The sequence below is a fragment of the Bacillus sp. NEAU-Y102 genome, assembly GCF_054788175.1.
Genome location: NZ_JBTWFK010000002.1, coordinates 65,380 through 81,208 on the forward strand (window position 1 = coordinate 65,380; position 15,829 = coordinate 81,208).

Sequence of the window (15,829 nt, forward strand, 5' to 3'; positions counted from 1 at the left end):
TACTCCCATAAAACTGCATATTTTATTTTAAAAAAGTATGTTGGAGTATTTACAATCATCCCTTCCCTTATCCAAATAAAAACAAAACCTCAGCTATGTTGTATTAGCTGAGGTTTTGTTTTTTCACAAAGTAATTGTGTATTTGTTCTATCGCATTAAAATCCATTAATTCTTTACCGTACTCCATGATGCGATAAATAGTTGCGGTAGACGGATTACCGTATTCCGCTAAAATAGCTATAAAATCCGCCTTTAACAATTGAATTTGTTCCTCTTCTTCCATCCAAAGATAGAAGCGCTTATCCCACGTATATAGCTTTCCGCCAGTTACACCAAGGTTATATAAGCGATTCGACAGGTTAATTATGTCATCTAGCGTAGCAAACTCATATAATATATGCTCACTTTCATCTAGAGTCACTTGCATTTCAATAAACTCGTCACGAAACTCATCATCTGTATCCATTTCTTGATTTTCTTTCGTTACAATTACAACCATCCCTTGTGCTTGTAGAGAAAATACTTCAACTGCAATCGGACCATCTGCTTCAAATCCTAATTCCTTATTTGCTTCTTGCATCATATCACGAAATAATTGCTGTACTTTCGGCGCATTTCTCCATAAATCTTCTTTCGTTAATCCTCGTTCAGATAAATCATCAAATGTTAGAAAAATTTTTATCTTATTGTAATTTAATCGTTCCAGCCTCATCTCATACCCTCCCTACGTAACCAATGCATCTAATTTTTATTATATGAAATAGAAAATAGATGGTTCTTTTCGAACAACTATTCCGACATTTTTAACCATTCATCCCATTCTTCTTTTGTATCACCAATTAAGGTTGTTTCAATGTCCAACTGGTTTAGAACGCCTAGCTTTCCGATAAAGCCAACAGAAAGAGATTCCCTTTTTTCTTGTAATAAATTTATAAAGTTCATCGTCTTTTTCATTTCTTGTTCGTCAGCAAAAGATACAAATACATATTTCGGCTGTATTTCTTCTACCGCTGACAACATACCATCTTCAGCTAAGCTTGTCCTAATATATATCGCCTCATATCCTTTTAAGCGTAAATACGTTGAAAAAATAAATCCTTGCAATGCATTCTTTTCTAACACAATAACTTTGTGTAAAGAGGAAAACATTGAGGCATTGTGATACACCATTCCTAGACGCGTTTGTAAAAATGATAGTGCATATTGGAATTGCGCCATTGAAATCTCATTATTATTTTTTGACATTAATAAATTGTCTGTCACTCGAAGAACGATACTGGCAACAACCTTCTCTGTTGAATATATACTAAAAGCTTCGTTTAATAATGCAGTAATTGTAATTTCATCAAATTTTAACAAAGCTTGTAGCAAATCGTCCACTAAAACAACTTCTTTATCGAAAGGTATCTCTTTTTGAACTGTACTCTGCAAACGATTCTCTTCTAATAACTGAACTGCTTGTCCAATCATCATACCGGAAGAAACTTTTTCCATTAACCATTTTAAAATTTGAATATGTTCTTCTGTATATAAACGATGCCCAGCTTGATTCCGCTTTGGGGCAATAATTTGATATCGTCTTTCCCATGCACGAAGCGTACTCGGCTGAACTCCAATTATATTCGAAACAGCTTTTATATTATATTTTCCACTAAGAGTTGGCATCATTTCCCTCCGCACAATGTAATAATATGTGTTTGAGCAGGTGCTCGGAAACGAAGTGGTATCAATGTTGTTCCGTACCCATTACTAACAAAGAGAATGGTATTCAAATGGTTATATACGCCACCTTTTAAATATTTTTTAGATGGGAATAATCGGATTTGTCCCCCATGCGTATGTCCACTTAATACAAGTGAAATCTGCTCATTTCCAGACATCTTTTTTATTATATCAGGGTTGTGACTAACTAAGATACGAAAACCTTCTTCTTTACAATCCGCCAATGCCAAATCTAGACGATCACGGTGCAATCCAACATCATCTATACCGAGCAAACAAATTTTCTCTCCTAATTCAGACTCAAATACCACTCTTGTATTATCTAAAACTTTTACGTTATTTTCTAATAATAACGCATCTAATTCATGATATTCTATCTCATAATCATTGTTTCCCCACACAAAATATACAGGAGCTATCTCTCTTAACTTTTGAATATTCGCAGAGATTTTTGATAAAGAGACACCTTTCTCTGCTAAATCTCCTCCGATAATTACTAGATCTACTTTTCCTTTTACTTGTTCAATTAACAAATTCGAAATAACTCTTCTATGAATATCAGAAATAAAAAACACATTTACTTTTTGAAAACTTTTCGGAAATTCTTTAAATACTAAAGTATGTTCCAACACCGTATTACGCGTCGCTTCTTTATACATCACAAGAAGTAATAAAATCCCAATGCCTATGAGAGTACTGAATAATATAATCCATATCATATTTTTTACTCCCCTCCTCATAAAGATAATCCTAGGCTTTTATAACAAATTGTGATCGCTTAATTCACTAGCTCTCTTGCTTTGTGGATTTATCTTTTATCGGAATTTTTAATTCTTGCCCTGCACTCACTTCATCTTCTTGCAAGTTATTATACTTTTTAATGACTTCAATCCCATTTTCATCCGAAAAATATTGCTTCGCTATACTTTCTAAAGTTTCTCCCTCTTTCACAGTATGCGTTATCGCTTTTTCAGACTGTTTCTGTGAATCAGATTTAGCTGAATCAAAGAAGATTACTTCAAACGCACTTTTCCCGGCATTATTACTATCGCCCTTCACCTGAATATATTTATCCGTATACCACAAAATACTAATTGGCAGCAGAATGAATAGAAATGTTAAAACCCGGACGAAAATGTGATTTATTTTAAACTTTTGTTTTTTCTCTTTATTTCTATGAATTTCACTACGCGGCGGTAAACTTTCTTTTTCTTCCACTCGCTCAACTTCTAATTCCTCTTCAAAATCAGGAATTCGTTTCCTCATGTTGTTCACCACCACCTTCCATTTATTTTCTTAATTGGAGTCCCATTATAAAATCAACAAGAAAGTGTGCAAAGATTGTTATAAACAAATTCCCTGTCCATTCAAATACATAACCAAAGACAAAACTAATGAAACAGACGAAACAAAACAAAAATGGCTTTGTTATATAACGAATATGTAACACTGCAAATACTAAACTCGCAATTACAATTCCAAAATGAGTCTGCACTACACCTCTAAATAAAAATTCTTCTGCAAAACCGATTACGAACGTAATAACGAGTAAATGTAGAACCGACATTCCTCGAAACATCTTATCGTTAATACCACCATCATCAAACCAAGACTCTGGAAACACTCGCATTGCAACATAATCTAATAACACAATACCAATCGCTAACAAACCACCTATAATAAGTATAGATACTGGTTCCCATTTCCATAAATTAAACACTTCTTTTACATCTTGAAATAATATATATGCTAGTAAACAGCCAATACCGATAATAATTAACTGTGTTATATATAGATTCAGCCTTATTTCCTGCGGACTCATATCTTCAACATTATGCCTTTGAATGTTCATCATTCCTCCATCTTTTCTAGGCCGAAAAGCTTTTGTAACTCTGTTTCCCAATTATAGTCGAAATCCGATTGTTGCGCTCGTCTTTTTTTATAATCTTCTTTTGTAATACCGCAATAATCGCAGCAATTATTTAACTCTTTCTCTTTCCTATAACCGAACTGTTGCAGCACATATTCACGTCTACATCCTTTAACTCGTATCCATGACTTCATATTTTCTAATTCACTATATTTATTACGCAACCTTATTTCTACTTCAGCTATTAATCGGTTCATAATTTCATCTGACAAACCCTCTAATAATAATCTTCGTTGTTGTATAATTCCAACCTGTTCGAGATGATAACGAACGAAACGCCAATATTGCTCATTAAATCTTGCTGCATTATAACAAATTTCTTCTACATCTTCTATTGGTAATTCTTTCGTTTGAAACATTCTTTCTTGTAGTAAAGAAAATAAAAATTGTATTTGCGACTTACTTGGCAATTCATCCTCAATGATTGAAAGTGGTAAATCATGATCCAACGGACTACACAATAAAATAGCTATACTCGGTTTGCCATCTCTTCCAGCTCTTCCGATTTCTTGTAAGTAAGAAGCTATATTAGTTGGATAATGAAAATGAATAATATATTGCGTATTCGCCTTATTTACCCCCATACCAAATGCACTTGTACATATTACAAGCTGCAATTGATCGTTCATAAACTGCTGTTGAATTAACATACGCTCTTCATGTTCCATACCACCATGATAAAAAGCTACACCAGTAACACCTTTCCCTCTCAAGTATTCCGTTAACCTTTCTGTCCACGCTCTACTTGAACAATATACAATCCCCGGCCCTTGTAAATACATCACCTGCTCCAAAAGCGCCTCTTTCTTTTCTTCTATCGTCTCTACAAATTGCACCTCCATTGCAATATTAGGACGGTCAATAGAGTATACATGTTCCGCGGCACCCTTTAAATTTAAACTGTCTGCGATATCTTGCAGTACCCCTTTTGTCGCTGTGGCTGTCAATGCTAACACTGTAGGAGAACCAATATTTTCAATAACTACATTTAGTTTCTTATAGTCCGGTCTAAAATCATAACCCCATTGAGAAATACAATGAGCCTCATCAACAACAAATAATGAAATATGAATTTTCTTCAATTCCCTAATTAATAACTCCGACTGTAACATCTCTGGTGAAACAAAAATAAATTTATATGAAGATAATTTTTTCATCGCTTCTCTTTTTTCATTTAATGTCCGAAAACTATTAAATGCTATCACTCGGTTTTTCACAACATACTTTAATTGTGTCACTTGATCTTCCATTAAAGATAATAACGGCGATACAACAAGCACTGTTCCTTCTCGCATAAGCCCCGGAAACTGATAGCACATAGACTTTCCTCTTCCAGTCGGAAGCATTGCTATCACATCTTTTCCTTCTAATAAATCTGTAATAACTCCTTTTTGACCTGGACGAAATTCAGAATATCCAAACCACTTATATAAATATTCTTCAAGTTTCATTTACACCCTCCATCCGCGCTAATACAAGACGAACTTCAAAATAAGAGATATCTTCTCCAATCGCTTGTTTCAAAACACGTAACTTCCGCGTTTGCAATGCTTCAATTACTTTTATTACTTTGTCTATCTTTTCTTTTTCCATAAACATTTCAATAGAAAAATCTTTTTCTCGCAAAGCAATTTCAACAAAATGATCTTCTATCGTTGCAACCTTCAAATTCCGAATCGTTGCTATTTCTTCTAAAGAACGCCCTTGTCTCCAAAAATTATATGTTTTTTTCGTGGATAAACTAAATAGTTCAGCTCTCTCATTTGGATAAGATATAATTTCAGCTAATAGCGGAAATTCATTTTCTTTATCACGAACTTCTTGTATAAAGAAATGCATCGTACCCCAAAATAAAAAATACACCCTGAACATATCTTGTTTCGTAATTTCTGCTAATTGTTGCAATGTACAACCAATCCGTTCATAACCCGTTAGTCGATATGTTACAATCGTCGCTTCTATCGCATTACTTTTTTCTAAAAGATTATGTACTTCCGTCCACAGTTTTCTCGCCAATTCACTTCTCTTATATGGCCTTCCTGTTAGAAAACGTTTCACCCACATCATTATTTCTGTATCTTGTTGAATCGGGATAAACTTAGTATTATTCTGTTGTAAATTTGATATAGTTTGAATAATCAATGAAAATCTTTTCCAAAATGTTTCACCTAATTCTCCATAATGTAAACCATGCAAATGCGCTGGAAAAGCATAAACTTCCTCCCATTTATGTAACTGCGTTTTACCCTTAGGTGTTAACACATATGTATTTTCATGTATTTCTTGAATAAAATCTGCTTGCAACAACTTTACAACTTCACCATCATAGTCATTTCTATTTAATGATTTATATATTCCGAACAAAAAAGAAATTCTAAACATATTTCCATCTTGTAAAGTTTGCGAAGAACGTTTGCCCTTTAGTAAATAATAAATAGATGAAACGGTTCTTTCACCATTCAATTGTTTTAAACAATGCAACAAAGTATATTGTATTTGCATGACCGCTTCCACCTTCCAATCTTAACTTCATTCTTTTCAGTACAATTACACTATCTACTGTCGCTCATTAAACTTATCATAATAAGAACTATATACTTGTATATATTCTATTGTATCAAACGAAATCATATTTACGTATTTTGAAAATCTTATGACATAATTCAAAAATAAGTTGACACTCTAATTGATAAGCATTATCATTATAATTTTATGTTGAAAAGTTTTACAAACCGTTTTACAATAAGGTTATAATTTTTATGGCAAGCTTTTCACATACATATTATCAGGAGGGAAAAAAGATGGCAAAATATACAATCGTTGATAAAGATACTTGTATTGCATGTGGTGCTTGTGGCGCTGCTGCACCAGACATTTATGACTATGATGATGAAGGTATTGCATTTGTAACATTAGACGATAACCAAGGTATCGTTGAAATTCCAGATGTATTAATTGAAGATATGATGGATGCATTCGAAGGCTGTCCAACTGACTCAATTAAAGTTGCTGACGAATCATTCGACGGAGACGCTTTAAAATTTGAATAGTCTTTTATTAACTTCAAAAAATGCCCCTCATATTGATGAGGGGCATTTTTTGTATCTAAATTTTATTTTCCTTAATAAAAAACCATTAGTAGTTCCACACTACTAATGGTTTATATATATTATGCATTTTTCATTTTTGCAAACACCCATACTTTCAGGCGTGAGAATAATGCCACAAATACAATTGTTACAACAATTCCTTTAATTAAATTAAATGGTAAGATTGCCGTTACAACCGTTGTTCTTATAGCTTCGCTAGACATAGCTGGTGAATTTAAAAACCAAGTGTACGCCGGGAATATGATGATGTAGTTTAATACACTCATAATAAGTGCCATTGTAATTGTCCCTAGCATTAACCCTGTCGTTAAACTCTTCACAGTACGATACTTTCTAAATAAGAAAGCTGCTGGTCCAATAAATAAACATCCTGCAATAAAGTTTGCAATTTCTCCAACTGGTACTCCCGTTAAACTTCCTTGAATCCCGTAATGTAAAATGTTCTTTATTGCCTCTACAATCACTCCAGCTACTGGTCCAAAGATAATTGCTGCAATTAGAGCTGGTACATCACTAAAATCAATTTTCAAAAATGGCGGAAGCCCTGGGAACGGGAAATCTAACATCATTAGTAAATATGCAATACTACTTAGCATCGCTACACTCACCATCTGCACCACACTGTTTTTTTGTTTCATCTTTCTCTCTCCTTTTCCATCGATCTTCTCATGGAAAGTGGAAAGGTTCTGCTATGCCTATTTTTTCATAGAACGAAAAAACCCTTTGTGTTTTACACAAAGGGAGAATTTAAGGCACATCAAACAGACGTTCAAATCCATATCTTTTTTGAACGCTTGAACCTCCATCTTCTCCCATCCAGACTGTACTGTCGGCTTTGGAATCACACCAAATCCTGCCTTAACGGCTCGCGGGCTTAGAACAAAATCATAAATAGTTCATCACCGCCGGTCGGGATTTTCACCCTGCCCCGAAGATAGACCGATATTCTATTTTCCCCTTCATTATACAACAACCTCATAACATTGTGAACAAAAAAATTGTAACTTATTTAAAATTAGTTATTTATTTTTCGTAACAATAAATAAATTGCGAGATATTTTACAATACAATCCATATTTTTTATTATTCGGCATTTCTCTTTTGAATTACCTAGTCATATATAATTAAAAGTGATAAGATATTGAATTGTTAAGATAAGAACATTTTCTGAGTTATGGAGGAAATGTCATGAAAAAAGAAAAGAGACATTCTATTCGAGAAGCAATGAAAAAAAACTTAAGAAAAGAATACTTTTACTTAAAAAAAGAATTACTTTTCTACTGCCCAATTGATTTAGGCACATTCTCAAACGAGACATACTATGCTACTTTCGATGAAGATGGCATCAGTATTTATCAGTATGATAAAAAAACAGAAAGTAAATTAAAATTGTGTGAGCGTCATCCGTGGAAAAGTTGGAGTAAAGTGAAGATTGATCACTATTTGACAACTTCTCAATTTATTTTTCAGGGTGAGCGAAATTGGATCTTATCCCTTTTTCAAAAAGGAAAAGAAGCTCAAAGAATTATTGAAGAGCATACATCTTTACAAACAGAAGTTGTTTCCCGCTCTTTCTTAAAAAAACTTCCTGGTTTTCGTTCTAATACACCACTGAATAAATACATCGGTAGCATTTGTTACACTGCACTTATTGCATTTTTATTAAAATGGATGATTCCATTTCAAGCACCACAAATCGCCCTGTATTCTATTTCGATTGGTTGTATGCTTCTTGGCCTACTTTGTTTGACAATCGGTTTAATTGAACCGACTATCGTACTGTTTCGAACAAAAGAGAAAACAAGAACAAAAGTTTTTTACTTATATAGCTATTTAGCTATTTCTGGATTTATATGTGTCTTTATTTTTTGGTAAAAGAAGCCGTCCCAAAATAAATTTTGGGACGGTTTTCTTTTAGATATAAATACTCTAATTCACTCAATACTTCTAGCAGAAGCGCCCATATAATTTCATTTACATTGAACCTTATTTAAGAATATTCAAAGTTTAATTTTTGAGACGTTGCCTTTACTTAACATATAATTGTTGATTAGGATAAATTAGCTCTTGCTGCAATCCATTTTTTTCTTTAATTTCCTTAAGTGTCATACTAAATTTCCGTGCAATACTAACTAAAGTATCCCCTTTTTGTACGACATATAATGATGAAGAAACAACTTCATTTCTTTGTTCACTTAAAACAAGCAATGGGTTCATCGCATTCTTTTTCGCCATCGTCCATCTTCCTTGATGAAGTTCTAGATGTAAGTGTGCACCTCGCGATTCTCCCGTGTTCCCTACTTCTCCAATTTTTTCACCTTTTGAAATATAATCTCCTTGACCCACATATCTCTTATTTAAATGTGCATATACAGCCTCATATTCTCCGTGTTTAATAAATACAACATTTCCATAACTACTTGAATAATAAGACTTCGTTACCTTACCATCTTGGATAGCTGCCACAGGCGTTCCAATCGGTGCAGCTACATCAATACCATAGTGTTTTCCATGCCTTGTCCCAAAATAATCACTTATCTGACCTTCAACAGGCCATGTCCATCGATTTTCTTCTGCATAAACATGTAATTGAGATACAAACAGTATACTCAATAACATGACTCCGCATTTTAAAACTTTCATATACATCCTCCGTTTTCTAATTACCAACATACCTTCTCTATTTTGGTATATTACAGAAAAAAGTATACAAAAAAAAAGAAAGTGAATTACTCCACTTCCTTCTCTTTCTTATCACGAAAAACTAATGCACTACGGTTATACTCCACATCTTTCACTTGTAATCGGGCATTTATTACTCTAGCTACTGCAAATAAATAGTCAGATAATCTATTTACATACTTTAGAACAACTTCATTTATTTCTCCTTCTTTTTGTAAGGACACGATACATCGTTCTGCTCGCCTTACAACTGTACGTGCAATATGAATAGCAGCTGCCGACTCGCTTCCACCTGGTAAAATAAAGCGCTCTAGCGGCGGTGCTTCTTCTATATACAAATCAATCTTTCTTTCTAAGCTTTCAACCATCTCAATTGTCACCTTATAAGGAATTTTTTGTTCCACTATTGCCAAGTCTCCTCCGCAATCAAATAGCTCATGTTGAATATTTTCGAGCTCATTGTAAATATCTCTATAAGTCCCGCCTTGAAGCTTAGTCATTGCATATCCGATATGAGAATTCGCCTCGTCTATTGTTCCATACGCTTCCACACGGATATCATCTTTATCAACCCTACCGCCTATTACACTTGTCGTTCCTTTATCTCCTGTTTTTGTATATAATTTCATTTCTTCACAGCACCTCTCTTGTTATTCTTTATTCGAGCAACATAGAAAAAAGTTCTACCATTCTTTATTTAATTGAGTTTACAAAAAAATAAAAAACAGCAGAACTTTATTCATTATCAACTTTAAAAACACATATCTAAATTATACGATTCGGTAAATATACAGAGAATGTAGTTCCTTCTCCAACAACACTTGAAACAGAAATTTTACCATCATGACCTTGAACAATATTTTTCGCAATCGCAAGCCCGAGTCCTGTTCCACCCTTTTTCCCACGTGTTCTTGCTTTATCAGCTTTATAGAAACGATCAAATAAAAATGGAATATCCTCTTCTGGAATGCCTGCACCCGAATCTTGTACTTCAAAAATGAGGCCATTATTTTTCGAATCAATTACAAGCGTTACATGTCCGCCTGCGTTTGTATGACGTATTGCGTTATCAATTAAATTCGTCAATACTTGCTCCATACGATCTGCATCAAACGGGTATTGTTCAATTGAATCTTTGAAATCAACCGTTAACGCGACCTCTTTATCCTTTGCAATCCCTTGGAATTTACGACCTATTTTTTCAACGAAAGGATGAATATCAACTTCACCTATATGTAACTCTACATTACCACTTTCCATGCGTGCTAAATCTAATAATTCATTTACAAGTTTACCTAAACGAACGGATTCATCATAAATGATTTGAACAAACTCATCAATTTCTTCTTTCGTTTGCACAATATCATCTAAAATCGCTTCACTATACCCTTGCAGCATTACCATTGGTGTACGAAGTTCATGCGATACATTCGCAATAAAGTCTTGACGCATCTTTTCAAGACGGCGTTCTTCCGTCATATCTCGCAGTACCGCTACAGCTCCACGAATTTTCGTTTGATTGTAAAGCGGCGTCATAAGAACTACATAGTTCCCTTTTTGTAAATTAATTTCAACAACTTGTTGTTGTTCACTTTCTACAACAAGATGGAATAGTTCCACAAGTTCAGAAGGTAGTTTTTTACTTAGCTCTATCTCTTTTTCTTCTTGCCAAACTTGTAAGAAATGTTCGGCCGGCGGATTAATTACAACGACTTCACCTTCTTGATTTAACGTAATAACCCCATCTGCCATACTACTTAAAATACTAGCTAACTGTTCTTTTTCTTGCTGCAGTGCATTCATATTAAACTTCAACTGTTTCCCCATTTGATTTAAGGCCGTTGCAAGCTCACCAATCTCGTCCTGAGACACCATAGGAGCTTTCGCATCAAACTTCCCACGCGCCACCTCAAAAGCAACTTCACGCATTTTACGGAGTGGTGCTGTAATTCGAGTAGACAAGAAGAATGCAAAGAACGTTGTTAATATAATCGCAATCCCTGCTGATAAGAATATAAAATCAGTCGTTCTCTCCATGCCTTGTATCGGTACTTGTAAAGATTCGTATACGAACACTGCACTTTGATTTTTTGACTGCACTGGTTTTCCGACAATCATAATATCATTTTCAGTGTTTTTATTCTTTCTACTATTAGAGGCTTTTCTAATGTTATTCTTAATTTCTTTTTTGTCTGTGAAAACAGCCGCTAATTCTTTATCTTCTTTCAAATCATCCATTGTAAGAGTGACTAACCCTTCTTGTTTCGGCGAAGATGATATTTCTTTACCATCTTCTACAATAATGATCCTTGAAAGTGAATCAGAGAATTTGTACGCGATATTCTCAATCGTTTTTACATCGGCACCTTCTTCAATTAACTCTGAAACACTTGTTGCAACTTTTTGAAGCCTATCTTCACTCATATCAACATAATATGTTCTAAAAAACTGTGAAAGTAAAATCGCAACAAATCCAAGCACAAACGAAACGAGAAGTAATATAGTCATCCATAACTTCCCTACTACACTTCTCCAAAGCATCAGTCGTTCACAACCTCAAATTTATAACCTACGCCCCAAACGGTAACAATCATCTTCGCAGCATCTGGTGATTTTTTACTTAACTTCTCACGTAAACGTTTTACATGCGTATCAACTGTACGTAAATCTCCGAAGAATTCATATTGCCATACTTCTTTTAACAGTTGCTCACGATCGAATACTTTATCAGGAGCTTTCGCTAAAAATAATAGTAACTCATATTCTTTCGGCGTTAAGTTTACTTCATTACCATCTGCAGTAACACGGTGTGCATCGTTATCAATTGTTAAGTGCGGGAATACAGTAACATCTTTTGTCGTTGTATCTTGTGTAAAGAATGTTGTTGGTACAGCACGACGTAATACCGCTTTCACACGTAGTACGACCTCACGTGGACTAAATGGCTTTACAATATAATCATCTGTTCCAACTTCAAATCCTTGTACTCTATTTACTTCTTCACCTTTTGCTGTCAGCATAATAATTGGTGTCGCTTTCTTCTCACGAACCCCTTTACATACTTCAATGCCATCTTTACCAGGCATCATAAGATCTAATAAGATTAAATCGTAATCATTTTGCAACGCCATTTCTAAAGCTGTATCACCATTATCTGCTTCTTCAATTGTGTATTGTTCTCTTTCTAAGTACATTTTCAATAAACGACGAATACGATCCTCATCATCTACAATTAAAATTCTTGATTCATTTTCCATCTCTACCCGTTGCGTACTTTTACCACAACGGTTTACACCTACCCTTCTACACTAGTATGTTGCGCTATTCTCGTTTATTTAAGCAATCTTCTAAATGTTTCACTTCCCATATTATGCTTCACAAGAATAATAAAGTTTGTTCAATTTTTTTCCAAAACTATGTATTTTTTTTGAACAGTATATAATGTCCTCGACATCATTTTACAAAATCAACCGCTACTTTGTCATGTTTTTCTCAAAAAAGAAGAAAAGTTGACAAAAATAAAATAGGAAAGTGACATACACTCTCCTATTTTATTTCTCTATGCATATGAATGTAAACCCGCGATAATTAAGTTTACTACAATAAAGTTAAACATAATGATTGCAAAACCAATTACCGCTAACCATGCCGACTTCTCCCCATGCCACCCTTTCGATAAGCGTAAATGTAATACCGCCGCATAAAAGAGCCAAGTAATAAGCGCCCAAACCTCTTTTGGATCCCAGCCCCAAAAACGTGTCCACGCTATTTGAGCCCAAATCATCGCAAAAATCAATGCACCTAATGTGAAAACAGGGAATCCAATTGCAATAGATCGATATCCGATTTCATCTAGTAAATCACTATTCGTATTCCTTACTAACGGCTGGAGCGCCGCTGATACTCGTTTACGTAAAGTAAGCCTTAATACGATATAAAGCAATGTTCCGACTAACACAGACCAAATTACAGTATTTAATTTCTTTGCATTTACAATCGCTGGAACTTCAACTGTCGGCTCTAATTTATTTTCCGTCAATAACTTCCCTTCGTGCGGTCCCACTAAAGCCGGAAGATTGTACTTCATTTCCACTTGTTGTTCATTTTTATCAATCCATTGAAACTTTGCTTCATATTTCATACTAGAAAATACCGTTGTCACTCCAATAAACCCAACTGTACAAACAAGTGTGAATACAACCGTTTCTAGCCAAAATGTACGTTTGCTTCTCGTTGATTGATCTACATTCTTCAATAGATACATAACGCCCGTAATAAAACTAATTGCTAAAATTGCTTGTCCTGCTGCTGCAGTTGTCACATGAATATGTAACCAATTACTTTTTAAAGATGGAATAAGCGGAGATATTTCCCTCGGAAACATACTTGCATAGGCAATTAATAAAAGCGCAACCGGTAATGCAAAGAGTCCGATTATACTTACGCGATACATAAAATACATGACAATAAATGCTCCGACAAGCATCATGCCGAAAAATGTACCGAATTCAAAAAAGTTACTAACTGGTGCATGTCCTGATGCAATCCATCTTGTAACAAAATATACTGTTTGTGCAATAAACCCTAAAATTGTAATCGTTATTCCTACATTTGCCCATTTATGACCCTTTTCTTTAATGGCTCCACCAAAAAATAGAGTCGCAATTAAATATAAAATAAATGCGGTAAAGAGAAAGTTACTACTTATTTGCACCATATAGTTTCCCCACCTTAACTAATTTTTTTATCGATTACTTTATCATTTGGCTGTGGAATTGCTGTACCTTCTATTACTCTTTCAATATCTTTCTTTAAACCGAACCAATTTTTATTCGTATGCCCTGCAATCCACCATTCATCATTAACACGTTGTATCCAAATACGGCGATGATTCCAATACATACCTTGAATGACACCAACCATAAATATAAATCCTCCAATACCGAGAATCCAAAGCGTTAAATCTTTTCTTACAGTAAGTGCTGTTGCATTTTGCATTTCAACACCCGCAAACGACATTTTATATTTGTTGTTTCCATCAGGTTCTATATTTTGCTGAATACCAACAAAACTCACTTCACCATCTGGTGTTTCAGGTGTAAACATTTTAAATACAAATGCAGGATTGTTCGGTAATTTCGTTTTTGTATTCGGTTTTCCATTCTCATCAAAATAAAAATCAGGAAAATAGCTTAATAGTTCTAGAGAATAACCATTTCCTAAATCATATTTTTCCTTAGGATTCGTTAAATCTACTTTAATCGGTCCCCATTTTTGATTATTTTCTTTATTTTGCAAGTTGAAGGACATACTTTTAAATTCACTTTCTTTATAATCCACTTGATACACTGCAAATTGATCAAATTTCAGTGGTTCATTTACTCGAATTTCCGCTTCTTTTACTTTTTCCAACTTTGGTTTTTGCCCTGCTATATTTTCGCCCACAGCTTTATATAATACAGCATTCGTTTGGAAGTTTTTCGCAATCATTTTATCGCCTACACGATCAATCGCTTCCTCAAAAACTTCCTTGTCCTTACTTTTATCATAAACTTCTTTTATAAATTTCTCGTTTTTTAAGTAGTATTGTCCATCCGTCCCTGGTATTTCTTTCGTTTCACCATCACGTAACCAAAGTGCTTCGTCTACGTACATACTCGGTAAAAAACGAAGCATCGCACCGAATAAAAAGATAATAAGACCGATATGATTTACATATGGACCCCAACGCGAGAAGCGTCCCTTTTCGGCTAAAACGTTTCCGTCTTCCACTTTCACGTTATAGTTTCTTTTCTTTAAATTCTTTTGCACTCTTTCCAGGTCACCATCTTGCGGTGTACCAGTCCCATATAATCTCTGTCTCTTTAAAAAGCTAGGATGTCTTTTTACGCCTTGCTTTTTTAAAGCTTTATAAAGTGGAATAACGCGGTCTAAACTACATATCACAAGTGAAATACCGATAGAAGCAATCAAAATCATATACCACCATGAACCGTATAAATTATTAAATCCTAATTGATAGTATAATTGCCCTAAAAATCCGTATTCTTGCTTATAATATTCAGCTGGTGCAATCCCTGGAGTTATGTACATTTCTTGCGGAAAAATAGTTCCTATCGCTGATGCAGCTAAAGTTATTACGATTAGCCATACACCGACTTTTACAGAAGAGAAAAAGCTCCAAATTTTATCGACTATCGTTTTTGTTTGCGTGAGAGATCTCCGTGCACTCCCCTCATAGCGCATATCCAATAGTTTTGCATTTTCATTGCTTTCAAATGGTTTCCCGCAAGCTTCACAAAAAACGGTTCCTATCGGATTAACATGTCCACATTCACATTTAATTTCTTTCAACACTCTCACCGCCCCTGTATCTATATGTACT

The 15,829-nt window shown here is 34.5% G+C and carries 16 protein-coding genes and 1 riboswitch; of the genes, 2 read left to right on the forward strand and 14 right to left on the reverse strand.

Annotated features, from left to right (window positions below; all coding sequences use genetic code 11):
* Positions 1-103 precede the first annotated feature (103 nt).
* From ACYFX0_RS06730 to ACYFX0_RS06760, 7 genes are all read right to left on the reverse strand, one after another.
* Entirely contained in the window at positions 104-712 is a 609-nt protein-coding gene (locus ACYFX0_RS06730) for a genetic competence negative regulator (protein WP_001235399.1), read from the reverse strand.
* Positions 713-789: 77 nt separating this feature from the next.
* Positions 790-1,665: a MerR family transcriptional regulator gene (locus ACYFX0_RS06735; RefSeq protein WP_001142722.1), complete on the reverse strand. Its 876-nt coding sequence runs from the start codon at positions 1,663-1,665 to the stop codon at positions 790-792.
* Positions 1,665-2,441: a metallophosphoesterase gene (locus ACYFX0_RS06740; RefSeq protein ID WP_000637788.1), complete on the reverse strand. Its 777-nt coding sequence runs from the start codon at positions 2,439-2,441 to the stop codon at positions 1,665-1,667. The genes ACYFX0_RS06735 and ACYFX0_RS06740 overlap by 1 nt, the downstream gene beginning before the upstream one ends.
* A gap of 67 nt (positions 2,442-2,508) precedes the next feature.
* Positions 2,509-2,988 (reverse strand): LysM peptidoglycan-binding domain-containing protein, encoded by a 480-nt coding sequence (locus ACYFX0_RS06745; protein WP_001231548.1) that lies wholly within the window; start codon positions 2,986-2,988, stop codon positions 2,509-2,511.
* A 22-nt stretch (positions 2,989-3,010) separates the two neighbouring features.
* A complete protein-coding gene (locus tag ACYFX0_RS06750; RefSeq protein ID WP_001025781.1) occupies positions 3,011-3,574 on the reverse strand; it encodes a CPBP family intramembrane glutamic endopeptidase in 564 nt (187 codons plus the stop codon).
* Positions 3,574-5,103: an ATP-dependent DNA helicase RecQ gene (gene recQ, locus ACYFX0_RS06755; RefSeq protein WP_000762978.1), complete on the reverse strand. Its 1,530-nt coding sequence runs from the start codon at positions 5,101-5,103 to the stop codon at positions 3,574-3,576. Before recQ ends, ACYFX0_RS06750 begins: the two co-directional genes overlap by 1 nt.
* Positions 5,093-6,154 (reverse strand): YpbB family protein, encoded by a 1,062-nt coding sequence (locus ACYFX0_RS06760; protein WP_063675152.1) that lies wholly within the window; start codon positions 6,152-6,154, stop codon positions 5,093-5,095. The genes recQ and ACYFX0_RS06760 overlap by 11 nt, the downstream gene beginning before the upstream one ends.
* A gap of 299 nt (positions 6,155-6,453) precedes the next feature.
* On the opposite strand from ACYFX0_RS06760, the gene ACYFX0_RS06765 reads away from it, so the two are divergent.
* Complete coding sequence (locus tag ACYFX0_RS06765) at positions 6,454-6,702, forward strand: ferredoxin (RefSeq protein WP_001151993.1); 249 nt, start codon at positions 6,454-6,456, stop codon at positions 6,700-6,702.
* Between the two features lie 119 nt (positions 6,703-6,821).
* On the opposite strand, the gene ACYFX0_RS06770 is transcribed toward ACYFX0_RS06765, so the two are convergent.
* Positions 6,822-7,400: an ECF transporter S component gene (locus ACYFX0_RS06770; protein WP_000810856.1), complete on the reverse strand. Its 579-nt coding sequence runs from the start codon at positions 7,398-7,400 to the stop codon at positions 6,822-6,824.
* 162 nt (positions 7,401-7,562) lie between these two features.
* A riboswitch (FMN riboswitch) is annotated at positions 7,563-7,702 on the reverse strand.
* A 248-nt stretch (positions 7,703-7,950) separates the two neighbouring features.
* Between ACYFX0_RS06770 and ACYFX0_RS06775 the strand changes: the two genes are divergently transcribed.
* Complete coding sequence (locus tag ACYFX0_RS06775; RefSeq protein WP_000711799.1) at positions 7,951-8,637, forward strand: hypothetical protein; 687 nt, start codon at positions 7,951-7,953, stop codon at positions 8,635-8,637.
* A gap of 153 nt (positions 8,638-8,790) precedes the next feature.
* Here the strand turns inward: ACYFX0_RS06775 and ACYFX0_RS06780 are convergent, their stop codons facing one another.
* The 6 genes from ACYFX0_RS06780 to resB all read right to left on the reverse strand — a co-directional run bounded on the left by ACYFX0_RS06780 (position 8,791) and on the right by resB (position 15,801).
* Entirely contained in the window at positions 8,791-9,405 is a 615-nt protein-coding gene (locus ACYFX0_RS06780; protein WP_000866113.1) for a peptidoglycan DD-metalloendopeptidase family protein, read from the reverse strand.
* A gap of 86 nt (positions 9,406-9,491) precedes the next feature.
* Entirely contained in the window at positions 9,492-10,073 is a 582-nt protein-coding gene (locus ACYFX0_RS06785) for a cob(I)yrinic acid a,c-diamide adenosyltransferase (protein WP_000781274.1), read from the reverse strand.
* 136 nt (positions 10,074-10,209) lie between these two features.
* On the reverse strand, positions 10,210-11,985 hold the full coding sequence (gene resE, locus ACYFX0_RS06790; protein WP_000964694.1) for a sensor histidine kinase ResE: 1,776 nt from the start codon (positions 11,983-11,985) through the stop codon (positions 10,210-10,212).
* Positions 11,985-12,701, reverse strand: coding sequence for a DNA-binding response regulator ResD (resD, locus tag ACYFX0_RS06795; RefSeq protein WP_000426861.1), 717 nt, complete (start codon positions 12,699-12,701; stop codon positions 11,985-11,987). The genes resE and resD overlap by 1 nt, the downstream gene beginning before the upstream one ends.
* A gap of 302 nt (positions 12,702-13,003) precedes the next feature.
* Positions 13,004-14,161, reverse strand: a complete 1,158-nt coding sequence (gene resC, locus ACYFX0_RS06800) for a cytochrome c biogenesis protein ResC (RefSeq protein ID WP_063675150.1) — start codon at positions 14,159-14,161, stop codon at positions 13,004-13,006.
* A gap of 14 nt (positions 14,162-14,175) precedes the next feature.
* A complete protein-coding gene (gene resB, locus ACYFX0_RS06805) occupies positions 14,176-15,801 on the reverse strand; it encodes a cytochrome c biogenesis protein ResB (RefSeq protein ID WP_000910521.1) in 1,626 nt (541 codons plus the stop codon).
* Positions 15,802-15,829 lie beyond the last annotated feature (28 nt).